Raw genomic sequence first — 21,870 nt, 5'->3', positions numbered from 1 at the left:
GAGAACTTGTATGAACAAGTTGCGTCACAGTACGCCCGCCGCAGGTGTCCTGTCTGTAAACCGCGACGAAACTCTGAGCCCTAGTTGTGTGCACAATCCAGACCGTTGCAGATCACGCTCAGGTCTCGATTAGGCTGGTCACGCTGTGCACAGCGACCTGAGCAGAGGGGAAGCATGACGGCGCGACACGAGGAGATCGCCGACGAGCTGCGGCGCGCGATCGACCGCGAGAAGTACACGGTCGGCAGCCGGCTGCCCTCGGAGTCGGAACTCGCGACGCACTACGGCGTCTCACGCGGGACGGTCCGCCAGGCCGTCGCGGCCCTCACCTCCGAGGGCCTGATCGGCTCCCGCCAGGGCGCCCGGCGCGTGGTGCTCGCCAGCCGCCGCAGCCAGAGCTTCGAGGAACTGCGCAGCTTCGCCCAGTGGGCGCGGGCCATGGGCCGCGAGGCCACCGGGCACGTGGTGGCGCAGGAGTACCGCCCGGCCACCCAGGAGGACGCCGTACGGCTCCAACTGTCCGCCGGGACCCGGGTGTTGCATGTGCTGCGGGTGCGCGGCCTGGACGGTGAGCCGGTACTGCTGGAGCGGACGGTGTACGCGGACTGGATCGCACCGGCGGTCGAGCCGATCGAGCCCGACTGCCCCTCCGTCACCCAGCGCCTCTACGACGACACGGGCCTGGTCTTCGCCTACGGCGAGCACATCATCGACGCGGTGGCGGCGGGCGCCCAGGACGCCGAACTGCTCGCCGTCCGCCGCACGAGCCCGCTGCTGCGGGTGCGGCGCGTGACGACGACCCGCGAGGGCCGCCCGGTGGAGTGGTCGGACGACCGCTATCGCTCGGACGCGGTGAGCTTCAGCGTGCACAACTCGATCGGGAACAACGCGCTGGCCCGGAAGACGGCGGGCTGAAGGGGGCTTGCGTGGAGTGGGCCGCTCTGCCACACATCGACACGCACACAGCCGTCGTCGGGGCCGGGCCTGATGCGGTGTGGCGGGCTATCGGCAACGTCCTGGACGGTTCCTTTCCCGGCGGTGCCCGGTACGCCCGCCTGGTGGGCTGCGCCGACCGCACGGCCTCCGGCCCGCGCCCGCCGGCCGTCGGCTCCACGTTCCCCGGCTTCCGGGTGACCACCGCGTCCCCGGGCGGTGACCTGGTCCTCAGCGGCCGCCACCGCTTCTCGGCCTACGCACTGATCTTCCGCCTCGAAGCCGACGGCCCGGGCCGCACGCGCGTGAGCGCGGAGACCCGGGCCGTCTTCCCCGGCTGGGCCGGGAGGCTGTACCGGCTGCTGGTGATCGGCACCGGCGCGCACGCGGCGGGCATGCGCCGCCTGCTGCGGACGATCGGCCGCCGGGCGGGCTGAGGCCTAGCCGGGCGCCCCCGACGAGAACCGCCGCAGCAACGGCGAAAGGACCAGCACCGACTTGGTCCGCTCCACGAACGGCTCGCCGGCGATCCGTTCCAGCACGCGCTCGAAGTGCCGCATGTCGGACGCGAAGACCTGGACGACCGCGTCCGCCTCGCCGGTGACCGTGGACGCGGCCACGACCTCCTGGTAGCGCTCCAGGCCCCGCTGGATGGTCTCCGGCGAGGTGTTGCGCCGGCAGTAGATCTCGACGAACCCCTCGGTCTCCCAGCCGAGCGCCGCGGGATCGACCCGGACGGTGAATCCGGTGATGGCTCCGGTGGCCCGCAGCCGGTCCACGCGTCGCTTGACGGCGGGCGCGGACAGGCCGACCAGTTGCCCGATGTCCGCGTAGGAGCGGCGGGCGTCCTCGGCGAGGGCGTGCACGATGCGTTCGTCGAGATCGTTCAGCACGTTGGGTTGATCAGCTCTCAGGTGTTGCGAGTCGGGACCGGCGATAGCCGTACACGAAGTAGAACACGAGCCCGACGGCCATCCAGCACCCGAAGACGACCCAGGTGACGGTGTCGAGGCTGAACATGTTGTACGCGCAGAACAGGAAGCCCAGCACCGGCAGGACCGGACCGAACGGCACCTTGAACGTGCGCTCCAGCTCCGGCCGCTTGAACCGCAGGACGATGACCGCGATGTTGACCAGGCCGAAGGCGAACAGCGTGCCGATGCTGGTGGCGTCGACGAGCTTGCCCAGCGGGATGAGCGCGGCGAGCACACCGCAGAAGAGGGACACGATCACCGTGTTGAGGCGGGGAGCGCCGGTCTTCGGGTGGACCTTGCCGAGCGCCTTCGGCACCAGGCCGTCGCGGGACATCGCGAACAGGATGCGGGTCTGGCCGTAGAGCACGGTGAGCACCACGCTCGCGATGGAGATGACCGCGCCCAGCGCGAGCAGGGTGCCCCAGAACGTCTGGCCGGTGACATCGTTCATGATCGCGGCGAGGGTGGCCTCCGAGCCGTCGAACTTCTTCCAGTTCCAGGCACCGACGGCGACGGCCGCGACGAGCACGTACAGCGCGGTCACGATGATCAGCGACAGCATGATCGCCCGCGGCAGGTCCCGCTTGGGGTTCTTGGCCTCCTCACCGGCGGTGGAGGCGGCGTCGAAGCCGATGTACGAGAAGAACAGCGTGGCACCGGCGGCGCTGACACCGGTCATGCCGAGCGGCATGAAGTCGGCGTAGTTGCCGGACTTGAAGCCCATGAAGCCGACCGCGCAGAACAGCACGAGGGCGACGATCTTCACGCAGACCATGATCGTGTTGGCGCGGGCGGACTCCCGCGCGCCACCGAGCAGGAACACCATCGCCAGCAGGACGACGATCAGGGCGGGCAGGTTGATGATGCCGCCCTCGCCCGGGGCCGAGGACAGGGCGTCCGGGATGGTGACACCGATGGTGCCGTCGAGCAGCTGGTTCAGGTACTCGCCCCAGCCGACGGCGACGGCGGCCACCGACACGCCGTACTCCAGCACCAGGCACCAGCCGCAGACCCAGGCGACCAGCTCACCCAGCGTTGCGTACGCATACGAGTACGAGGAACCGGCGACCGGGATGCTGCCCGCCAGCTCGGCGTAGGACAGGGCCGAGAACAGAGCCGTGAGACCGGCGATCACGAAGGCCAGGGTGACCGCGGGACCGGCCTCCGGAACGGCGTCGCCGAGGACGACGAAGATGCCGGTGCCGAGGGTGGCACCGATGCTGATCATGGTCAGCTGCCACAGCCCGAGAGAGCGCTTCAGCTGCCCTCCCTCGCCCTGGCCGCCCTCCGCGACCAGGCGTTCCACGGGCTTGCGACGCATGAGGCGCGCGGCGACGCCCGGGGACGCGGGGGCGGCCGTTCTCTGGTTCTGCGGGGGTGCGCCTTGGTCGAGCACTCGCTGGCTCCTTCTCGCTGCCGGTCAGAGCGGGTAGGGACCGGCGGACGCCTGCCAGGGCAGGAACCCACCGAGCGGAGTCCCCGCCACACTACGTACAGCGCAGCACCCTATGAGCTGGAGCGTTGCCCTTGTAATGCAGCAACCTTGCGCATGGCCGCAAGATCATTGCGTTCCTCGGCGCGCCGTGTCCATTCGTTGCGCGCGGGCTTTCGACCGTTGCACAGGCGCCCCACAGGCCCCTTTTTCACCGTCCGTCCGAAGCCCGGAAACGCCGACGGCCCCCGTCCTCCCGTCACCGGGAGAGCAGGGGCCGGACAGGGGCCGAAGAGGGGCCGTCCGCGATCGGCTCGGCTCAGCTCCAGCTGGCGTGCAGCGGCTTGCCCTCGGCGTAGCCGGCGGCGCTCTGGATGCCGACGATGGCCTTCTCGGCGAACTCCTCCAGGGAGGCGGCACCGGCGTAGGTGCAGGAGGAGCGGACGCCCGCGATGATCGAGTCGATCAGGTCCTCGACGCCCGGACGGGCCGGGTCGAGGAACATCCGGGAGGTGGAGATGCCCTCCTCGAACAGCGCCTTGCGGGCCCGGTCGTAGGCGGACTCCTCGGACGTACGGTTGCTCACCGCGCGCGCGGAGGCCATGCCGAACGACTCCTTGTAGAGGCGGCCGCCCGCGTCCTGCTGGAGGTCGCCCGGGGACTCGTAGGTGCCCGCGAACCAGGAGCCGACCATCACGTTGGACGCGCCGGCCGCGAGGGCCATGGCCACGTCGCGCGGGTGCCGGACACCGCCGTCGGCCCACACGTGCTTGCCGTACTTCTTCGCCTCGGCGGCGCACTCCAGGACGGCCGAGAACTGCGGCCGGCCCACGCCGGTCATCATGCGGGTGGTGCACATGGCGCCCGGGCCGACACCGACCTTGATGATGTCCGCGCCCGCGTCGATCAGGTCCTTGACGCCCTCGGCGGAGACGATGTTGCCCGCGACGATCGGCACCTTCGGGTCGAGGGCGCGCACCTGCTTGATCGCGCTGATCATCGACTCCTGGTGGCCGTGCGCGGTGTCGATGACGAGCGTGTCCACGCCCGCGTCGAGCAGCTGCTTGGCCTTGCCCACGAAGTCGCCGTTGACACCGACGGCGGCGGCGATGCGCAGCTTGCCGTCGGCGTCGGTGGCCGGCGTGTACAGCGTGGCGCGCAGGGCGCCCTTGCGGGTCAGGATGCCGGCGAGCTTGCCGTCCTTGTCCACGGCCGGGGCGTAGCGGCGGTTGTGCGTGTCCAGGGTGCTGAAGGCCTCGTGCGGGTCGATGTCCGCGTCGAGCAGCAGCAGGTCCTTGGACATGACCACTTCGAGCTGGGTGAAGCGGTCCACGCCGCTCAGGTCCGCGTCGGTGACGACACCGACGGGCCGGTGGTCCTCGTCGACGACCACACCGGCGTTGTGCGCCCGCTTGGGCAGCAGGGCCAGGGCGTCGGCGACGGTCTGGTGCGGGGCCAGCACGATCGGGGTGTCCAGCACCAGGTGGCGGCTCTTCACCCAGGTGATGACGTCGGTGACCACGTCGATCGGGATGTCCTGCGGGATGACCACCAGGCCGCCGCGCCGGGCGACCGTCTCGGCCATACGGCGGCCGGCGATCGCGGTCATGTTGGCGACGACGAGCGGGATGGTGGTGCCCGTGCCGTCGGGCGAGGCGAGGTCCACGCCCTGACGCGAGCCCACCGCGGAGCGGCTGGGCACCATGAACACGTCGTCGTACGTCAGGTCGTACGGGGGCTGGATGTCATTGAGGAAACGCACGTGCCGCACATCCCAGTCGATCAGAGGTGACCCCCCGACGGGTGCGCCAGGGGGAAAAGAGCACGTACTTCATTCTCCCATGACGGGGACCCTGTCATGCCCCCACAGAACATCCAGGCTGGTCGGAGCAGCCCTAGGAGGATCCTCCAAGAGCCAGGACGACGGAGAGCGCCGGGGTGCGGTCCACCGCCTCGGCGAACACGTCCTGCGCGGTCCGCCACTCGTCCGGTCTCGCCTCGGCGTACGGCTGCCAGCCCCGTACGACGACCAGAAGTCCCTGCTCGACGGCGCCCTCGGGCCAGACGGTGTGGTCGGAGAGCGAGTCCACCAGCGCGTCCCAGTTGCGGCCGAACCAGTCGGGCAGCGCCAGGGCCCGGGCCGTACGGTCCATCAGGCCCGCCTTGTCCGTGACTCCCCCGAGGTCGAGGGTGACCGTGAGCCGGTCCGCCAGGTCTTCGCTCATCTCAGCACCGCCCGGAACGAGTTGTAGTGATCATCGGTGTAGTAGATCTCCCCGCTCTGCCCGGTGACGATGCGCCGCGCCCCGCGGTCGCGCGAGCCGGGCGTCTTCACCGTGTACTCGTGGTAGTAGCCGCGCTGGTGCTTGGGCAGCAGCCCCTCGAAGTTCCCGAAGACGACCCCGTCCCTGGCGTACGGGAAGGGCCCGCCCTTGTCGATCAGGGCGAGGGTCTGCCGGGCCTCGGCCGGCAGCCGGGACTCCTGGACGGTGCCCATGCCCTGGGCCCACGCGGGGGTCGAGGCGCCCGAGGCCGTCGCGGTGCCCGTGCCCGACGAGCAGCCCGTCAGCAGGACGGAGAGCAGGACACCGAGCAGGACGGAGAGACGGACCAGCAGCCCGGCGCGTGGGCGCGGCACGCACCGCGGGAGCGGCGAGGGGACGAACCGCAGCAGCATGCGCCGATGCTGCCACGGCCGCCCCGTCACGGCGTCGCCACGACCCGCCGTCAGACCCCGTCCGGGTCCGCGCGGCTGAGCGCGGGCTTCGGCGTCGGCCCCGCCGTCATCAGGTAGTCGGCGGCCGAGGTGTCGGTCACCAGGCTGGTGACCAGCCCGGAGCGCAGCACCGCGTCGATCGCGGACGCCTTGCGCTGCCCGCCCGCGATCGCCACGACCTCGGGGACACGGCGGAGCTGGTCGGCCTTGACCGTGATGCACCGCTCCCCCAGGTCCCGTCCGACCCGGCGCCCCTCGGCGTCGAAGAGGTGCGCGGCCATCTCGGCGGCGACACCGAGCGAGGCGTAGTGCGCGCGCTCCTCGTCGCTGAGCATGTCGTGCACCGTCGAGATGCCCGGCTCCCAGGAGCCGATGGAGACACAGGCGACCGTGACCTTGTCGAAGTACTCGTAGGCCCGGGCGATCCCGGTCTGGTTGCGCAGCGCGGCCGCGGTGGCCGCGTCCGGCAGCAGCATCGGCGCGTAGATGGGGTGCGCGTCACCGCCCGACACCTGCGCGGCACGCCGCACCGCCTCGACCGAGCCGCGCTCGGACGTCCCGGCGTCGTACACGCCCGTCAGCTGCACCACCGTGCAGGGCGGCAGCCGGTCGAGCGCCGCCGCCATGTGGATCGTGGACCGGCCCCAGGCCAGCCCGAGCACGTCCCCTTCGTTGACGAGCTCGCCGAGCAGGTCGGCGGCGACCTCGCCGAGGTTCTCGGGGTCGGGGGTCTCCTCGGCCTCGGCCGGGGACTCGACCACGACGGCGTGCCTCAGGCCGTACCGGGCACGGAGCGCGTCGGAGCGCTCGGCGTCCAGTTCGGCCGGCACGCGGATCTCGATGCGTACGAGATCCCGTTCGAGGGCGGTCTCCAGGACCCGGGCCACTTTGAAGCGGCTGACGCCGAACTCCTCCGCGATCTGGATCTTGGACTTGCCCTCGAGGTAGAAGCGGCGGGCCATGGCCGCCGCCTGCACCAGCTCAGCGGGTCCCATCCGCATGGCTGACCGGCCCGCCGACATACCCGACACGGCGATCTCCTCACTGCTGTTCACACTCTGGATTCGCCGTTCATCCTTGCAGATTCGGCGGAACTGATCTGCCCTGAAGGGCGCCGAGCACTTAACCGTTCACGTAGCCGTGGCTCAGTGGTCGCATGCCCAGGAGGCCTTGGCGGTCGCGGAATCCGCCTGGGCGCGCAGCGCCCGCACCGCCTCGGCGGGGTCTGTGGCCCCGTACACCGCCGAACCGGCGACGAAGACGTCCGCTCCCGCGTCCGCGCACCGCTCGATCGTGGACGCCGACACACCGCCGTCGACCTGCAGCCACAGCTGGAGACCGTGCTTGCCGATCAGCTCACGGGTGCGACGGATCTTGGGCAGCATGATGTCGAGGAAGGCCTGGCCGCCGAAGCCCGGCTCGACCGTCATGATCAGCAGCATGTCGAGTTCCGGGAGCAGGTCCTCGTACGGCTCGATCGGCGTGGCGGGCTTCAGCGCCATGGAGGCGCGGGCGCCCTTGGCGCGGATCTCCCGGGCGAGCCGCACGGGCGCGGCCGCCGCCTCCACGTGGAAGGTGACGGACGAGGCACCCGCCTCGACGTACTGGGGGGCCCAGCGATCGGGGTTCTCGATCATCAGATGGCAGTCCAGCGGGGTGTCCGTCGCACGGGCCAGGGACTCCACGACCGGCACGCCGAGCGTGAGGTTGGGGACGAAATGGTTGTCCATGACGTCCACGTGGAGCCAGTCGGCTCCCTCGACCGCCTTCGCCTCGTCCGCGAGGCGGGCGAAGTCGGCGGACAGGATGCTGGGGTTGATCTGCGCGGCCATGACCCAAGACTGCCATGTCCGGGGCACTGATGTTCGCGCCGGTCCACAGGCGAGACCGTTCATCGTACTTGTGCGACGGTATGTGGGCGCCTGTGGACAACCGGCCCGCAGGGCGTGTTTCACGCGGTGAGCTCGTAGATGCTCTTCCCGGTGAGCCAGAGCCCGAGGCCCAGACAGAGGATCACGATCGCCTGCTGCTGGTGGCCCTTCATCCAGGCGCGCAGCCGGAGCAGCCGGGGCTTGGCCTTCTCCGGCGCGAACACCACATACAGCTCGATGGCCAGCAGACTCGCCGTGGCGAGCAGACAGAAGGCGAAGAGGACCAGCCAGGTCACCGGGTGGGACAGGTCCGCGGACACGACCTCCGTCGCCCCCGCCGCGACCATGCCCCACGGTTGCAGCAGCACCGCCAGGCCCGCCGAGGTCCACAACGTGCTGCGGTCGAGTTCGGACGTCAGGCTCGGCTGCTCCGGTGCGCGGCGGTGAGCGCGTTCGGCGACCATCCGCCGGCGTGTGTGTTCGCCGTAGACGACGAGTCCCACCCCGATCGCCAGCTTCGCCGCGAGCGCGGCCGTCGACGGCGTCGACCTCGGTGCCGGAGGCTGTCCGCCGGTCAGGGCCAGGACGAGGGCGATCACCGCGACCAGGCACGCCAGCCAGCTCAGGATGAAGACGAGTCCCTTCCACACGCCCTTCGCCGAAGACACCACCAGGACGAACGCGGTGAGCGGCAGCGGATCGAGCGTGATGGCAAGCGCGATGAGCAGCAGATCGAGGACCATGGCGAAACCCCACCGTGTCGGGACATCCCGAGCGTAGGCGGAGGCGGCCGACCGCACCTCCCGGCGGCGGCCGCCCGTGCCGTCAGGCGGTGCGGCGGATGAGCGCCAGGTACATCGCGTCGGTGCCGTGCAGATGCGGCCACAACTGCACGTCCGGGCCATCGCCGAGCGCCGGGACGCCGGGGAGCAAGGGCCGGGCGTCGATCAGCTCGGCCTCCGGGTGCTGCTTGAGCATGTCGGAGACGACCGCCCGGGTCTCGGCGAGGTGCGGCGAGCAGGTGGCGTAGCCGACGACCCCGCCGACGCGCACCGAGTCCAGCGCGGTACGCAGCAGGGCGCGCTGGAGCGGCGCGAAGTTGTCCAGGTCCTCGGGGCGCCGCCGCCACCGGGCCTCGGGGCGCCGCCGCAGCGCGCCGAGCCCGGTGCACGGCACGTCCATCAGGACGCGGTCGAAGGTGCCGGGCCGCCATGGCGGCCGGGTCCCGTCGGCGGCGATGACCTGGTACGGCCCCGGGTTGCCGTGCAGGGCCTTGGCCACCAGGCCGGCCCGGTGCGGCTGCTTCTCGGAGGCGAGCAGCACGGCGCCGCGCTCCGCGGCGAGGGCGGCCAGCAGCGCGGCCTTGCCGCCGGGACCGGCGCACCCGTCGAGCCACTTCTCGTCGGGTCCGTCGATCGGGGCGTTCGCCAGCGCGAGGGCGACCAGCTGGCTGCCCTCGTCCTGCACACCGGCCCGCCCCTCGCGCACGGCCTCGACGGCACCCGGCTCACCGCCCTCGGCGAGCCGCACGGCGTACGGCGACCAGCGACCCGGCACGGCGGCGTCCTCGCGGAGCAGCTCCTCGGTGGTGGCCCGCCCCGGCCGCGCCACGAGGGTCACCTCGGGCCGCTCGTTGTCGGCCTCCAGCAGGTCCTCGATACCGGCCCGCCCGCCGCCGAGGGAGTCCCACAGCGCGGAGACGACCCAGCGGGGGTGCGAGTGCACGACGGAGAGATGGTCCTCAGGATCCTCGTCATAGGGCGGCGCGACCTTCTCCAGCCACCCGTCGAGATCGGCCTGTGCCACCTTCCTCAACACAGCGTTGACGAACTTGGCCCGCCCGTCCCCAAGCACCACCCGCGCCAGCTCCACGGAGGCGGACACGGCCGCGTGCGTGGGAATCCGCGTCCCGAGCAGCTGGTGCACACCCAGGCTCAGCACGTCGAGCACCGGCGGGTCGACCTCACGCAGCGGCCGGTCGACACACGCGGCGATCACGGCGTCGTACGTCCCCTGCCGGCGCAGCGTCCCGTACACCAGCTCGGTGGCGAGGGCGGCGTCCCGCGCGTCGAAGTCGCCCTTCTCCCGCGCCTTGCGCAACAGCGGCGGCAGCACGAGGTTGGCATAGGCGTCCCGCTCGTCCACCGCGCGCAGCGCCTCGAAGGCGAGGACGCGGACGGGGTCCTTCTGGGGACGACGGTAGGGCTTGGCGGGCTTACGCGGCCGCCGAGACTGCTCGCTCACGAAAAAGGTGCTCCGGATGTGAAGAGGGGGTGCGATTCCCAGCGTACGTCGAGTCACTACAACCCCGGCCTCCCGGGGGCTGGGCTCCCGTGCGCCTGCCGGGGGCTCGGGTCCCTGTGCGCCTGCCGGGGGCTCGGGTCCCGCTTGCGTTCCGGGGGCCTCGGCTCCCGAGCGCATGCTGGGGCCCCGGGTCTCGAGCGCCTCCATGGCCTCGGCTCCCGTCCGCCTCCGAGGCCTGGGCTTCCGGGCGCGTTCCGGAGGCCTCAGCTCCCCTGTGGCTCCCAGGGCCTCGGCTCCGGTGCGCTTTTCGAGGCTTCAGCTCCCGAGCGCCTGCCCGGGCCCCGGGTCTCGAGCGCCTTTCGAGGCCTGGGCTTCCGGGCGCCTCCCGGGGGCCTCAGCTCCCATGCGCGTTCCGAGGGCCTCAGCTCCCCTACGCCTTCAGGCCCGGGCTTCCGTGCGCGCTCCAGGGGCCTCAGCTCCCGTGCTCCTTGCGGGGCCCTCAGCCCCCGAGCCGCTCCCCCTCGGTGATGCGCACGCCGCGTGCCCAGTCGGCGGCTCGCATCGGCTTCTTGCCCTGGGCCTGTACCCACAGCAGCTCGACGGCGTACGACCCGGTGCCCACGTGGACGCTGTTCTTGCCGACCGCGAGCTGCCCCGGGGCGAGGTCGGTGCGCTCGGGCACGGGTGTGACCTGGATGAGCTTGAGGCGCTCGGCGCGGAAGACGGTCCAGGCGCCGGGCGCCGGTGTGCAGCCGCGGACCACCCGGTCGACCCGCAGTGCGGGCGCGGCCCAGTCCACCTGGGCGTCCTCGACGGTGATCTTCGGCGCGAGGGTGATGCCCTCCGCCGGCTGCGGCACCGCCTTCAGGGTGCCGTCCTCGATGCCGTCCATGGTCGCGGCGAGCAGCCCGGCACCCGCGAACGCGAGCCGGGTGAGCAGGTCACCGCTGGTGTCGGTGGGCCGGATCTCCTCGGTGACGGTGCCGTACACCGGCCCCGAGTCGAGCCCCTCCTCGATCAGGAAGGTGGAGGCACCCGTGATCTCGTCACCGGCCATGATGGAGTGCTGCACCGGGGCCGCACCGCGCCAGGCGGGCAGCAGCGAGAAGTGCAGGTTGACCCAGCCCTGCGCCGGGACGTCCAGGGCCACCCTGGGCAGCAGGGCGCCGTAGGCGACGACGGGGCAGCAGTCCGGGGCGATCTCCGTCAGCCGCTCCAGGAACTCCGGGTCCCGAGGCCTGACCGGCTTCAGCACCTCGATCCCGGCCTCCTCCGCACGTTCGGCCACGGGCGACGCGACCAGCCTGCGCCCCCGCCCGGCCGGCGCGTCGGGCCGCGTGACGACGGCGGCCACCTCGTGCCGCCCGGAGGCGATGAGAGCGTCCAGAGCGGGAACGGCGACCTCGGGGGTACCGGCGAAGACGAGCTTCATGGGTGGGTTGGGGCCTCTCGGGCGGGGTCGGACGGGCAACGCACAAGTCTATGACGAGGATCCGCAGACCACGGCGGGAAAGCCGCCGACGCCGAGCACCCCCACAGGTCGCCCGGCCTCTCCGCCAACTGGAAACGGGTGGTGCGCGGGTGGGAGACAGGCGTACGCATATGCCCGTACGCCCCCACCCCGTGACCAGCGGAGCGCAAACGCGTTGGTCAAGAAAGAGTTGACCACATCGGGCCGCTTTCGCGGCCCAATTCCTTTCAACGCCGGTTCGAGAGGCTTGTTCATGGCCGACCATGCAACCCACGACGCCCAGGCCCGGGCCAGCCTGCACTTGCTGGTGCGGGACATCGAGCGGGTCCGCCGGCAGGTGGACGCACTGCGCACGCTGACTGCCCAGTTGGGCAACGTCTACCGCCCGCGCCGCTCCGGCCCTTCCACGGGCTTCGTCGTCTACGGACGCGCCCCCGCCCCGACGGTCCGCCTCGCCCAGGAACTCCGGGACAGTGTCGAAACCCTGGTCACGGCTGCCGTGGACTTCGACCGCTCACTCGGCTTCTCCTGGGACGCGGTGGGCTCGGCGCTCGGGGTCACCAAGCAGGCGGTGCACCGCCGTTACGGCGCCCGCCGCGCCGCGACCCAGGCGGCCGCCGAGACCGAGCAGTCGACGGAGGCGTCCGGCACCCGCACGCTCAACCTGACCGCCGGCCTGCCCGCAGTGCCCGGCTTGCCCACGGTGCCGACCGTGCCCGCGGCCCGCTCCATGCCGACGCAGCCGACCGCGGGCAGCCCGACGCTCCGCGACGACGTCAGGCCGACGGCCTTCCCCGGCCCGCGCAACGGCTGACGCAACGGCTGACGCAACAGCTCACGCGACGGCCGACACCCTCACCCTGCCCTCCCGGGCAACCTCCGGGAGGGCAGCCGCATGCCGGGCCACGGCGCCCCCGGCCGGCCCGGTCACCCGATCTCCAAGTCACACCCGATCTCCGGGTCACCCGATGTCCAGGGTCACCCGAAGTCCTGAGTCACTGCCCGGGTCACCCGATGTCCGGCGGATCGATCCGCACCCGCACCGCTTCCCCGCCGCCGCCCCGCGCCATCCGCGCGGCCTGAGCCGTCTTCAGAGCGGCGGCCAGCGCGCCCCCGCTTCCCGGGGGCACCCGCACCAGCGCCCGCTCCCAGTCCTCGCCGGGCGGCGGCGCCCCGGGCCTGCGCTGTCGCCCGGGGAGCGTGGGCGGCACCGGCACCGGCCCCAACACCTCGGCGTCCGGCGGCAGTTCGACCGCCCGCAGGAACTCGGCGACGGCCTCGGCCGGGCCCGACACGGCCGCCATCCGGGACACCGGCGGGAACCCCAGTTCGGCCCGCTCGGCCAGCTCCCGCACCGCATGTCCCACGGGATCCCACCGCACCAGCGCCTGCACGGGCCGCAGGGTCGGCTCGGCCACGACGACGACGGTGCCCCGCTCCCCCTGCGGCCGTACGAGCGCCCCGGCCGCGATCCACCGGCGCAGCGCGTCCTCACCGGCCCGCAGGTCGGGCCGCCCGAGCATGGCCCAGCCGTCCAGCAGCAGGGCGGCCGCGTAACCGCCCTCGGCGACCGGCTCGGCTCCCGGGGTGCTCACGACCAGCGCGGGCGTGCCCGGCACGGTGTCCAGCACCTGCTCACGTCCCGAGGTACGGACCGGTACGGCGGGAAAGGCCCGCCCCAGCTCCTCGGCGGTCCGCCGCGCCCCGACCACCTGGGCCCGCAGCCGGAAGCCCCCGCACTCGGGGCAGTGCCAGGCCCCCTCCTCGCGCCCGCACCAGCCGCACCGCAGCGCCCCCGCGTCCTGCGCCTCCAGCGGCCCGGAACAGTGCCGACAGCGGGCGGGCGCCCGGCACTGGGCGCACGCCATGCGCGGCACGTACCCGCGCCGGGGCACCTGGACCAGCACCGGCCCGTGCCGCAGCCCCTCCCGGACCACCTGCCAGGCGAGCGTGGGCAGCCGGGCGGCGCGGGCGGCCTCGTCACGCGCGAGGTCGTCGTCCCCCACGGTCCGCACCAGGGGCGCGGACCTCCGTACCTGCTCCCGCCCGGCGACCAGCGGCCGCGCCCAGCCGCTCTCCACGAGCTGCGCGGCCTCCACGGTGCAGCTCCAACCGCCCAGCAGAAACGCGCACTTGTCCAGGGCCGCCCGCAGCAGCAACACGTCCCTCGCATGCGGCTGGGGAGCGTGCTGCTCACTGTGGCTGTCGTCCCCGTCGTCCCAGATGGCGACGAGCCCCAGATCCCGCACCGGAGCGAACATGGCCGCCCGCGTCCCGACCACGGCCCGCACGCTCCCCCGCCGCACCGCGAGCCACTGCGCGTACCGCTTCTCGGGCCCGGCGTCGGCGGTGAGCAGCGCGTGCCGGCCCTCGCCGAGCAGCGCGGTCAGCGCGGCGTCGACCCGCGCGGCGGCCCGCCCGTCCGGTACGACGACGAGCGCGCCGCGTCCCGAGGCGAGCGTCGCGGCGACGGCCCGGGCCAGCTCCTCGCTCCACAGCGGTCCTGGCAGCGCGTTCCACACCGCCCTCGGCGCTCCCCCGGAGGCCAGGGACTCGATGAAGGCACCCCCGTGCTCGTACCGCGCCCAGGACCCGGTGTCGGGCGCGGCGGGCGGCGGCAGGGGCGTGGGCGACGGCCGCCGCTCGGCCCGCGCGCTGCGCGGCGGCACGGCCAGCTGGAGCACATCGGCGAGGCTGCCCGCATACCGGTCGGCGACGGCCCGCGCGAGCCCCAGCAGCTCTTCGCTCAGCACGGGCTCGGGCGACACGACCTGGGCGAGGGCGGCCAGCGGCCCGGAGTACTCGGACTCGGCCAGCCTCTCGATGAGAAACCCGTCGATGAGCCCGCCGCCCTCGCGACGCCCCTCGCGCACCCGATGCCGCCCGGCCCCGAACCGCACCCGCACCCGCACCCCGGGCTGCGCGTCGGCGTCCAGCTCCTCGGGCACGGCATAGTCGAAATACCGGTCGAGGTGCAGCACACCCTTGTCGACGAGCACCCGCGCGACGGGCAGTTCCTTGGCCAGCGCGGCCCCCCGCCATGTCCGCGGCTTGGCCCGGGGCACCTTGGCCCCCCGCACACTCTCCCGAATGAACGCGAGCTGCTCCGGCGGCGCCCCTGCGCCCCCGCCGTCCCCCGACCCGTTCTCGCTGCTCACGCTTGCATTCTTACCAAACGGCACTGACAACGGCCGCCCGTGCCTAGGCTCGCGGCCATGACCGAACCCGCTCCCGACCCGCTCGAACTTCTCCGTGAACGCCTCGCGGCCTTCCCCGACGGGGAGGTCAGGACCGGCACGGTGGCCGGCTTCGGCGAGGGGGGTGACGTGCTCGTACAGGTCGACGGAGACCATCCGCAGGCGCCGACCGGTTGCATCCCTCGGCACCTCCTCTCGTGGGCCGCGTTCGAGGACCCCGGAGAGGTGGTGTCCGTCGGGCAGCGGATCACCGCCGAGGTGTTCGGCGTCGACGAGCGGAGTGGCCGGGTCACGCTCTCCGCCAAGGCGTGCGAGGACGAGGCCCTGTACCGGTATCTGCGCAGCCACCAGCGCGGGGACGTCGTCACGGGCACGGTGGCCGCCGTGCACAACTTCGGGGTCTTCGTCCGGCTGGACGGGGAGCCCGCGCACCCCGCCTGTCCGGGGACGGGCTTCATCCGTGTCCCCGACCTGACCTGGTCGCGCATCGATCACCCCGAGGAGGCTGTCCGGCCCGGACAGCGGGTCACCGGCGAGGTGGTCATCATCGACACGTACCAGGGGGAAGTGGTCGTCTCGCTCAAGGCCCTCCAGGAGGACCCCCGGGACAGCGCCGGATCCGGCTAGCGCCTGCCGGCTGACGGCGCACACGCCGAGGCCCGGCCCCCCGAAAGGGAGACCGGGCCTCGGCGAGAGAGCCGTGCGGGCTTACAGCCCAGCGGCCTTGCGCAGGGCGTCCACGCGGTCCGTGCGCTCCCAGGTGAAGTCGGGCAGCTCACGGCCGAAGTGACCGTACGCGGCCGTCTGGGAGTAGATCGGGCGGAGCAGGTCGAGGTCGCGGATGATCGCGGCCGGACGGAGGTCGAAGACCTCGTCGATCGCCTTCTCGATCTTCTCGGCGTCGATCTTGGCGGTGCCGAAGGTCTCGATGAAGAGGCCGACCGGCTCGGCCTTGCCGATCGCGTAGGCGACCTGGACCTCGCAGCGGGAGGCCAGACCGGCCGCCACCACGTTCTTGGCGACCCAGCGCATCGCGTACGCGGCCGAACGGTCCACCTTGGACGGGTCCTTGCCGGAGAACGCGCCACCGCCGTGGCGGGCCATGCCGCCGTAGGTGTCGATGATGATCTTGCGGCCGGTCAGGCCCGCGTCACCCATCGGGCCGCCGATCTCGAAGCGGCCGGTGGGGTTCACCAGCAGGCGGTAGCCCTCAGTGTCCAGCTTGATCCCGTCGTCCAGCAGCGCCTTCAGCTCGGGCTCGACGACGAACTCGCGGATGTCGGGCGCCAGCAGCGACTCCAGGTCGATGTCGGACGCGTGCTGCGAGGACACGACCACCGTGTCGAGGCGGACGGCCTTGTCGCCGTCGTACTCGATGGTGACCTGCGTCTTGCCGTCGGGGCGCAGGTAGGGGATGGTGCCGTTCTTGCGGACCTCGGACAGCCGCTTGGACAGGCGGTGCGCCAGGAAGATCGGCAGCGGCATCAGGGTCGGCGTCTCGTCCGACGCGTAGCCGAACATCAGGCCCTGGTCGCCCGCGCCCTGCCGGTCCAGCTCGTCCTCGTCGCCCTCGACCCGGGACTCGTACGCCGTGTCCACGCCCTGCGCGATGTCCGGGGACTGCGCACCGATCGACACCGACACACCGCAGGAAGCGCCGTCGAAGCCCTTCTTGGAGGAGTCGTAGCCGATGTCGAGGATCTTGTTGCGGACCAGCGTGGCGATGTCCGCGTAGGCCTTGGTCGTGACCTCACCGGCCACGTGCACCAGGCCGGTGGTGATCAGGGTCTCGACCGCGACCCGGGAGGTCGGGTCCTCGCGCAGAAGCGCGTCGAGAATGGTGTCGCTGATCTGGTCAGCGATCTTGTCGGGGTGACCCTCGGTCACAGACTCCGAGGTGAACAGGCGACGGGACACAACGCTCCCTGGGGTTGCAGCGGCTGCTGGCTGATCATTTGCGGACGGGCACAGGGCTGCGCCTGGCGTCGTCCGAGAACAGTTTACGGGTCGCACCGTGCCACCGGCCCACCCGTCTCGCCTCTCGGGAGTGCTGTGACCTGCGGCACGGGCATTCTGCACAATGACGGTGACCTTGACCAGGGGGCACCACGCGACATCGCCGTGTTTCGAAAACCCGCCATACGGCCGAAACACATCGCCCCGGACGGCGGAATCCCGGTCAGCCCAGCCGGGCCGTCACGAGGTCCCAGACAATGTCCGCGAGGGCTTCCTTCGGACCGTGCGGTACGGGGGTCTCGCTGCCGTCGGCGCCCAGCACGAGGGCCTCGTTCTCCTCCGACCCGAAGGTCTTGCGCTCCCCCACCTCGTTGACCACGAGGAGGTCGCACCCCTTGCGGGCGAGCTTGGTGCGGCCGTTGGCGAGGACGTCGTCGGTCTCCGCGGCGAAGCCGACGACGACCTGTCCGGGGCGGGCGCGATCGGCCGAAATCTCGGCGAGAATGTCCGGATTTCGCACTAGGACGATGGGGTCGGGGTCCTGGCCGTCCTTCTTCTTGATCTTGCCGGCGGCGTAGGCCGCTGGGCGGAAGTCGGCGACGGCCGCGGCCATCACCACGGCGTCGGCGTCCGCCGCGGCCTTGAGGACCGCTTCGCGCAGCTGCACAGCGGTGCCCACCTGGACGACGTCGACGCCGGCCGGGTCGGGCAGGCCGGTGTTGGCCGCGATCAGGGTCACCCGGGCGCCGCGCGCCGCGGCCGTGCGGGCGAGGGCGTAGCCCTGCTTGCCGGAGGAGCGGTTGCCGAGGAAGCGAACCGGGTCGAGCGGCTCGCGGGTGCCGCCGGCCGAGACGACGACGTGCCGGCCCGCGAGGTCGGGCTCGGTGACGCCGCGGGCCAGCACCCGGCGGCAGACCTCGAAGATCTCCGCCGGATCGGGCAGCCGGCCCTTGCCGGTGTCGACACCGGTGAGGCGGCCGACCGCGGGCTCGATCACGACGGCGCCGCGGCGGCGCAGCGTGGCCACGTTCTCCTGGGTGGCGGGGTGCTCCCACATCTCGGTGTGCATGGCGGGCGCGAAGACGACCGGACAGCGGGCGGTGAGGAGCGTGTTGGTCAGCAGGTCGTCGGCGAGGCCGTGGGCGGCCTTGGCGAGCATGTCGGCGGTCGCGGGGGCCACCACGACCAGGTCGGCGTGCTGGCCGATGCGGACGTGCGGGACCTCGTCGACGTCGTCCCAGACCTCGGTGGAGACCGGGTTGCCGGACAGGGCTGACCAGGTGGCGGCACCGACGAAGTGCAGCGCGGAGGCGGTGGGCACCACGCGCACGTCATGGCCCGACTCCGTGAACCTTCTCAGCAGCTCACAGGCCTTGTACGCGGCGATCCCGCCACTGACCCCCAGCACGATCCTTGGCTTGTCCACCATCTCTCCCCGGCTCGGCAACGTACGAGACCATCACACACCACAGGCCCGGCAGCGTGACTGCCGGGCCTGTGGATAAGTCAACCGCAATCTGAAAGTACTACTGCGCCGGGCCCTCGATGGCCTCGGACGTCAGCAGACCCGCGTTGATCTCACGCAGGGCGATCGAGAGCGGCTTCTCGTGGACGTGGGTGTCGACGAGAGGACCGACGTACTCGAGGAGGCCCTCGCCGAGCTGCGAGTAGTACGCGTTGATCTGGCGGGCACGCTTGGCCGCGTAGATCACGAGGCTGTACTTCGAGTCGGTGGCCTCAAGCAACTCGTCGATCGGCGGGTTGATGATGCCCTCGGGCGCGGTGATGGAAGAGGACACGCTCTACCTTCCGATGGATGGGAAAGATTCAGTGTGCATGATCGGAAACGATCACACAACGTCCACCAAGGCTAGCAGCTCGCTCGCCACGTCCTCGACGGAGGTGTTGACCAAGGTCACGTCGAACTCCGGCTCGGCCGCCAGCTCGGTCCTGGCCGCCTCCAGGCGGCGCTCGATGACCTCGGGCGGCTCGGTCCCCCGACCGGTGAGCCTGCGCACCAGCTCCTCCCAGGAGGGCGGAGCCAGGAACACCAGCTGGGCGTCGGCCATCGACTCACGGACCTGCCGGGCGCCCTGGAGGTCGATCTCCAGCAGCACGGGCTCACCGTTCTCCAGCCGCTCCAGCACGGCCGCGCGGGGCGTGCCGTAGCGGTTGCCGGCGAACTCGGCCCACTCCAGCAGCTCGCCGTTGGCGATCAGCTTGTCCATCTCCTCGTCGGTGACGAAGAAGTAGTGGACTCCGTGCCGCTCACCGGGCCGCGGCTTGCGGGTGGTGGCCGACACCGAGAGCCAGACCTCGGGGTGTTCCTTGCGCATATGGGCGACGACCGTGCTCTTGCCGACCCCCGAAGGGCCGGAGAGCACGGTCAGCCGCGGACGTTCACTCATGCAGCGATTATTCCAGCAATCCCGGAGTGCCCGGGACGCCCGGTCCGGCGGCAGCCGGACTCAGGAACCGGTGCTGCCGAACTCACGCTCCAGGGACGCGATCTGGTTGGAACCGAGACCCCGCACGCGGCGGCTCTCGGAGATGCCCAGACGCTCCATGATCTGCTTGGCGCGGACCTTGCCCACGCCAGGCAGGGACTCGAGCAGCGCGGAGACCTTCATCTTGCCGATGACGTCGTTCTCCTGGCCCTGCTTGATGACCTCGTGCAGGGAGGCGCCGGAGTGCTTGAGTCGATTCTTGACCTCGGCCCGCTCCCGGCGAGCCGCGGCGGCCTTTTCGAGCGCGGCTGCGCGCTGTTCAGGGGTAAGGGGCGGAAGAGCCACGCCTACGTCACCTCGGATGTCGAACTGTCGGATACGGACCGGTGAGGAACCTAGTCGCCCCACACCTGGGGAGCTACGAGCAACACGCTGCCCGTTCTCCCCCACTGCCTTAACGGCGTGGGAGGTGGTACCCCCACTGCTCGGAGACTAGCGGGCAAGTCCGCCAGAGTCAGCGAGAACAGCGGAAAAGTACTGGTCAGCCGCCGCCAGGACGGACATTTCAGACATATTGCCCTCGATTTGAGGATGTATTCACACTCAAGTCGCCCTGGTGCCGTCCACCGGAACGCCCGGCGGGGATCTCAGGCGCCGCCGACGGCGGCCCGGATCTCCTCCGCGAAGCGCTCCGTGGCCGAGCGCAGCGCCCCGACGTCGGGCCCCTGCCGCAGCACACCCCGGCTGACGTTCGGAACGACGTTGCGCGCCGCCGACCCGAAGACTTTGGGAAGGTCGGCCGCGGTCGCCCCCTGAGCGCCGACACCGGGCGCGAGGAGCGGGCCGTTGATGTCGAGGTCGTACGACGACAGGTCGCCCACCGTGGCACCGACGACCGCCCCGAAGGAGCCCAGCGGCTCCTCGCCCGCATTCTCGGCGGCCAGGTGGGCCAGCATGGTCGCGCCCACGCTGCGCCCGTCGGCGCGGACCGCGTGCTGGACCTCCGGGCCCTCCGGGTTCGAGGTCAGGGCCAGGACGAAGAGCCCGGCACCGCTCTCCCGGGCCAGCGCGACGGCCGGGCTGAGCGAGCCGTAGCCGAGGTAGGGCGAGACGGTCAGGGCGTCGGAGAACAGCGGGGCGTCCTTGTGCAGGAAGGCCTCGGCGTACCCGGCCATGGTCGAGCCGATGTCGCCGCGCTTGGCGTCCATCACGACCAGGGTGCCGGCCGCGCGGGCCTCCTGGACCGCCTTCTCCAGGACGGCGATGCCGCGCGAGCCGAACCGCTCGAAGAAGGCGATCTGCGGCTTCATGACGGCGACCCGGTCGGCCACCGCCTCGACGACCGTGCGGCTGAACCGCTCCAGACCGGCCACGTCGTCGTTCAGGCCCCACTCGGCGAGCAGGGAGGCGTGCGGGTCGATACCGACGCAGAGGGGGCCGCGCTCGTCCATGGCGCGGCGCAGACGGGCGCCGAAGGGTTCCAGTGCAGTCATGCCGTCTTCCTCACGTCGGCGCCGACCGCGTCGGCGAGGGTGGCGTACGGGCTGGTGCGCAGGCGCGCGGCGAGGCCCTTGTGGATGGCTCGGGACCAGAACGGGCCCTCGTAGATGAAGGCGCTGTACCCCTGGACCAGCGTGGCACCGGCCAGGATGCGCTGCCAGGCGTCCTCGGCGGTCTCGATGCCGCCGACGCCCACCAGGGTGATCCGGTCGCCCACGCGCGCGTACAGGCGGCGCAGGACCTCCAGGGAGCGTGCCTTCAGGGGCGCGCCGGAGAGTCCACCGGCCTCCTTCACCAGCGAGGGTTCGGTTTTCAAACCGAGGCCCTCGCGCGCGATGGTGGTGTTGGTGGCGATGATGCCGTCCAGGCCCAGCTCCACGGCCAGGTCGGCGACCGCGTCGATGTCCTCGTCCGCGAGGTCGGGCGCGATCTTCACCAGGAGCGGGACGCGCCGGTTGGCGACCGTACGGTCGGCGGCCTCGCGCACGGCGCTGAGCAGCGGGCGCAGCGCCTCGGTGGCCTGCAGGTTGCGCAGGCCGGGCGTGTTCGGCGAGGAGACGTTCACGACCAGGTAGTCGGCGTACGGCGCGAGGCGCTCGGCCGACTTCACGTAGTCGCCGACGGCCTCCGCCTCGGGGACGACCTTGGTCTTGCCGATGTTGACGCCCACCACGGTCTTGAAAACGGGTTCGCGGGACGCGAGGCGCGCGGCGACCGTCAGGGAACCGTCGTTGTTGAAGCCCATGCGGTTGATCAGCGCCCGGTCGGCGACGAGCCGGAACAGCCGCTTCTTGGGGTTGCCGGGCTGCGCCTCACCGGTGACCGTGCCGATCTCGACGTGGTCGAAGCCCAGCATCGACATGCCGTCGATGGCCACGGCGTTCTTGTCGAAGCCGGCGGCCAGCCCGAAGGGGCCGTGCATGCGCAGCCCGAAGGCCTCGGTGCGCAGCTCCTTGTGGCGGGGCGCGAGGGCGGCCGCGACGAAGGTGCGCAGCACGGGGACACGGACGGCGAGGCGGATCCAGCGGAAGGCCAGGTAGTGGGCCTGCTCCGGGTCCATCCGCTTGAAGACGAGGTTGAAAAAGATCTTGTACATGGTGTCCTCACGAAGAGGGGGACACCGTTTCCG

At 71.7% G+C, this 21,870-nt stretch carries 22 protein-coding genes; 4 read left to right on the top strand and 18 right to left on the bottom strand.

Annotated elements, in window-relative coordinates:
- Nucleotides 1–174: 174 nt before the first annotated feature.
- Nucleotides 175–915, top strand: a complete 741-nt coding sequence (locus BEK98_RS34965; RefSeq protein WP_094220759.1) for a GntR family transcriptional regulator — start codon at nucleotides 175–177, stop codon at nucleotides 913–915.
- A gap of 11 nt (nucleotides 916–926) precedes the next feature.
- Nucleotides 927–1,370 (top strand): hypothetical protein, encoded by a 444-nt coding sequence (locus BEK98_RS34960; RefSeq protein WP_094220758.1) that lies wholly within the window; start codon nucleotides 927–929, stop codon nucleotides 1,368–1,370.
- A gap of 3 nt (nucleotides 1,371–1,373) precedes the next feature.
- Here BEK98_RS34960 and BEK98_RS34955 read toward each other — a convergent pair whose 3' ends face one another.
- The 10 genes from BEK98_RS34955 to fmt form a co-directional block, all read right to left on the bottom strand.
- Nucleotides 1,374–1,826, bottom strand: a complete 453-nt coding sequence (locus tag BEK98_RS34955; RefSeq protein ID WP_046726552.1) for an Lrp/AsnC family transcriptional regulator — start codon at nucleotides 1,824–1,826, stop codon at nucleotides 1,374–1,376.
- A gap of 10 nt (nucleotides 1,827–1,836) precedes the next feature.
- Nucleotides 1,837–3,303 (bottom strand): amino acid permease, encoded by a 1,467-nt coding sequence (locus tag BEK98_RS34950; protein ID WP_094220757.1) that lies wholly within the window; start codon nucleotides 3,301–3,303, stop codon nucleotides 1,837–1,839.
- Nucleotides 3,304–3,658: 355 nt separating this feature from the next.
- Nucleotides 3,659–5,101 carry a GuaB1 family IMP dehydrogenase-related protein gene (locus tag BEK98_RS34945; RefSeq protein WP_167444331.1) on the bottom strand — a complete coding sequence of 481 codons (1,443 nt, stop codon included), beginning with the start codon at nucleotides 5,099–5,101 and terminating at the stop codon, nucleotides 3,659–3,661.
- 133 nt (nucleotides 5,102–5,234) lie between these two features.
- Nucleotides 5,235–5,564: a barstar family protein gene (locus tag BEK98_RS34940; protein ID WP_094220755.1), complete on the bottom strand. Its 330-nt coding sequence runs from the start codon at nucleotides 5,562–5,564 to the stop codon at nucleotides 5,235–5,237.
- Nucleotides 5,561–6,016: a guanyl-specific ribonuclease gene (locus tag BEK98_RS34935; protein ID WP_094220754.1), complete on the bottom strand. Its 456-nt coding sequence runs from the start codon at nucleotides 6,014–6,016 to the stop codon at nucleotides 5,561–5,563. Before BEK98_RS34935 ends, BEK98_RS34940 begins: the two co-directional genes overlap by 4 nt.
- Before the next feature lie 50 nt (nucleotides 6,017–6,066).
- Entirely contained in the window at nucleotides 6,067–7,110 is a 1,044-nt protein-coding gene (locus BEK98_RS34930; protein ID WP_094220753.1) for a sugar-binding transcriptional regulator, read from the bottom strand.
- A gap of 90 nt (nucleotides 7,111–7,200) precedes the next feature.
- Entirely contained in the window at nucleotides 7,201–7,887 is a 687-nt protein-coding gene (gene rpe, locus BEK98_RS34925) for a ribulose-phosphate 3-epimerase (RefSeq protein WP_094220752.1), read from the bottom strand.
- 119 nt (nucleotides 7,888–8,006) lie between these two features.
- Nucleotides 8,007–8,669 carry a GAP family protein gene (locus BEK98_RS34920; protein ID WP_094220751.1) on the bottom strand — a complete coding sequence of 221 codons (663 nt, stop codon included), beginning with the start codon at nucleotides 8,667–8,669 and terminating at the stop codon, nucleotides 8,007–8,009.
- An 82-nt stretch (nucleotides 8,670–8,751) separates the two neighbouring features.
- Nucleotides 8,752–10,170, bottom strand: coding sequence for an RsmB/NOP family class I SAM-dependent RNA methyltransferase (locus BEK98_RS34915; protein ID WP_094220750.1), 1,419 nt, complete (start codon nucleotides 10,168–10,170; stop codon nucleotides 8,752–8,754).
- Nucleotides 10,171–10,669: 499 nt separating this feature from the next.
- Nucleotides 10,670–11,602 carry a methionyl-tRNA formyltransferase gene (gene fmt / locus BEK98_RS34910; RefSeq protein WP_094220749.1) on the bottom strand — a complete coding sequence of 311 codons (933 nt, stop codon included), beginning with the start codon at nucleotides 11,600–11,602 and terminating at the stop codon, nucleotides 10,670–10,672.
- A 292-nt stretch (nucleotides 11,603–11,894) separates the two neighbouring features.
- Here fmt and BEK98_RS34905 point away from each other — a divergent pair, with 292 nt between their 5' ends.
- Complete coding sequence (locus tag BEK98_RS34905; RefSeq protein WP_094220748.1) at nucleotides 11,895–12,455, top strand: hypothetical protein; 561 nt, start codon at nucleotides 11,895–11,897, stop codon at nucleotides 12,453–12,455.
- A 193-nt stretch (nucleotides 12,456–12,648) separates the two neighbouring features.
- On the opposite strand, the gene BEK98_RS34900 is transcribed toward BEK98_RS34905, so the two are convergent.
- Nucleotides 12,649–14,799, bottom strand: a complete 2,151-nt coding sequence (locus BEK98_RS34900) for a primosomal protein N' (RefSeq protein ID WP_094220747.1) — start codon at nucleotides 14,797–14,799, stop codon at nucleotides 12,649–12,651.
- A 57-nt stretch (nucleotides 14,800–14,856) separates the two neighbouring features.
- On the opposite strand from BEK98_RS34900, the gene BEK98_RS34895 reads away from it, so the two are divergent.
- Nucleotides 14,857–15,465, top strand: a complete 609-nt coding sequence (locus tag BEK98_RS34895) for a S1 RNA-binding domain-containing protein (RefSeq protein WP_094220746.1) — start codon at nucleotides 14,857–14,859, stop codon at nucleotides 15,463–15,465.
- Between the two features lie 81 nt (nucleotides 15,466–15,546).
- Here the strand turns inward: BEK98_RS34895 and metK are convergent, their stop codons facing one another.
- From metK to BEK98_RS34860, 7 genes are all read right to left on the bottom strand, one after another.
- A complete protein-coding gene (gene metK, locus BEK98_RS34890) occupies nucleotides 15,547–16,755 on the bottom strand; it encodes a methionine adenosyltransferase (protein ID WP_094220745.1) in 1,209 nt (402 codons plus the stop codon).
- A gap of 262 nt (nucleotides 16,756–17,017) precedes the next feature.
- Nucleotides 17,018–18,220 carry a bifunctional phosphopantothenoylcysteine decarboxylase/phosphopantothenate--cysteine ligase CoaBC gene (gene coaBC, locus BEK98_RS34885; protein WP_094220767.1) on the bottom strand — a complete coding sequence of 401 codons (1,203 nt, stop codon included), beginning with the start codon at nucleotides 18,218–18,220 and terminating at the stop codon, nucleotides 17,018–17,020.
- Nucleotides 18,221–18,320: 100 nt separating this feature from the next.
- Nucleotides 18,321–18,593, bottom strand: a complete 273-nt coding sequence (gene rpoZ / locus BEK98_RS34880) for a DNA-directed RNA polymerase subunit omega (protein WP_005319902.1) — start codon at nucleotides 18,591–18,593, stop codon at nucleotides 18,321–18,323.
- A gap of 51 nt (nucleotides 18,594–18,644) precedes the next feature.
- Entirely contained in the window at nucleotides 18,645–19,202 is a 558-nt protein-coding gene (gmk, locus tag BEK98_RS34875; RefSeq protein WP_094220744.1) for a guanylate kinase, read from the bottom strand.
- A 60-nt stretch (nucleotides 19,203–19,262) separates the two neighbouring features.
- Nucleotides 19,263–19,586 carry an integration host factor gene (locus BEK98_RS34870; RefSeq protein ID WP_003977346.1) on the bottom strand — a complete coding sequence of 108 codons (324 nt, stop codon included), beginning with the start codon at nucleotides 19,584–19,586 and terminating at the stop codon, nucleotides 19,263–19,265.
- Between the two features lie 302 nt (nucleotides 19,587–19,888).
- Nucleotides 19,889–20,734: an orotidine-5'-phosphate decarboxylase gene (gene pyrF, locus BEK98_RS34865; protein WP_094220743.1), complete on the bottom strand. Its 846-nt coding sequence runs from the start codon at nucleotides 20,732–20,734 to the stop codon at nucleotides 19,889–19,891.
- Complete coding sequence (locus BEK98_RS34860; protein WP_094220742.1) at nucleotides 20,731–21,837, bottom strand: quinone-dependent dihydroorotate dehydrogenase; 1,107 nt, start codon at nucleotides 21,835–21,837, stop codon at nucleotides 20,731–20,733. Before BEK98_RS34860 ends, pyrF begins: the two co-directional genes overlap by 4 nt.
- Between the last annotated feature and the right edge of the window lie 33 nt (nucleotides 21,838–21,870).

The organism is Streptomyces diastatochromogenes, assembly GCF_002242805.1.
Lineage (GTDB): Bacteria > Actinomycetota > Actinomycetes > Streptomycetales > Streptomycetaceae > Streptomyces > Streptomyces diastatochromogenes.
The sequence above is the reverse complement of the archived record's forward strand: the minus strand, read 5'-3'. Positions and strand labels throughout refer to the sequence as shown.

Bases quoted from the DNA above. Each gene is read 5' to 3' on its own strand.
- BEK98_RS34965 (WP_094220759.1), top strand. From the start codon at position 175: ATGACGGCGCGACACGAGGAGATCGCCGACGAGCTGCGGCGCGCGATC.
- BEK98_RS34940 (WP_094220755.1), bottom strand. From the start codon at position 5,564: ATGAGCGAAGACCTGGCGGACCGGCTCACGGTCACCCTCGACCTCGGG.
- BEK98_RS34935 (WP_094220754.1), bottom strand. From the start codon at position 6,016: ATGCTGCTGCGGTTCGTCCCCTCGCCGCTCCCGCGGTGCGTGCCGCGC.
- rpe (WP_094220752.1), bottom strand. From the start codon at position 7,887: ATGGCCGCGCAGATCAACCCCAGCATCCTGTCCGCCGACTTCGCCCGC.
- BEK98_RS34920 (WP_094220751.1), bottom strand. From the start codon at position 8,669: ATGGTCCTCGATCTGCTGCTCATCGCGCTTGCCATCACGCTCGATCCG.
- fmt (WP_094220749.1), bottom strand. From the start codon at position 11,602: ATGAAGCTCGTCTTCGCCGGTACCCCCGAGGTCGCCGTTCCCGCTCTG.
- BEK98_RS34905 (WP_094220748.1), top strand. From the start codon at position 11,895: ATGGCCGACCATGCAACCCACGACGCCCAGGCCCGGGCCAGCCTGCAC.
- BEK98_RS34895 (WP_094220746.1), top strand. From the start codon at position 14,857: ATGACCGAACCCGCTCCCGACCCGCTCGAACTTCTCCGTGAACGCCTC.
- gmk (WP_094220744.1), bottom strand. From the start codon at position 19,202: ATGAGTGAACGTCCGCGGCTGACCGTGCTCTCCGGCCCTTCGGGGGTC.
- pyrF (WP_094220743.1), bottom strand. From the start codon at position 20,734: ATGACTGCACTGGAACCCTTCGGCGCCCGTCTGCGCCGCGCCATGGAC.
- BEK98_RS34860 (WP_094220742.1), bottom strand. From the start codon at position 21,837: ATGTACAAGATCTTTTTCAACCTCGTCTTCAAGCGGATGGACCCGGAG.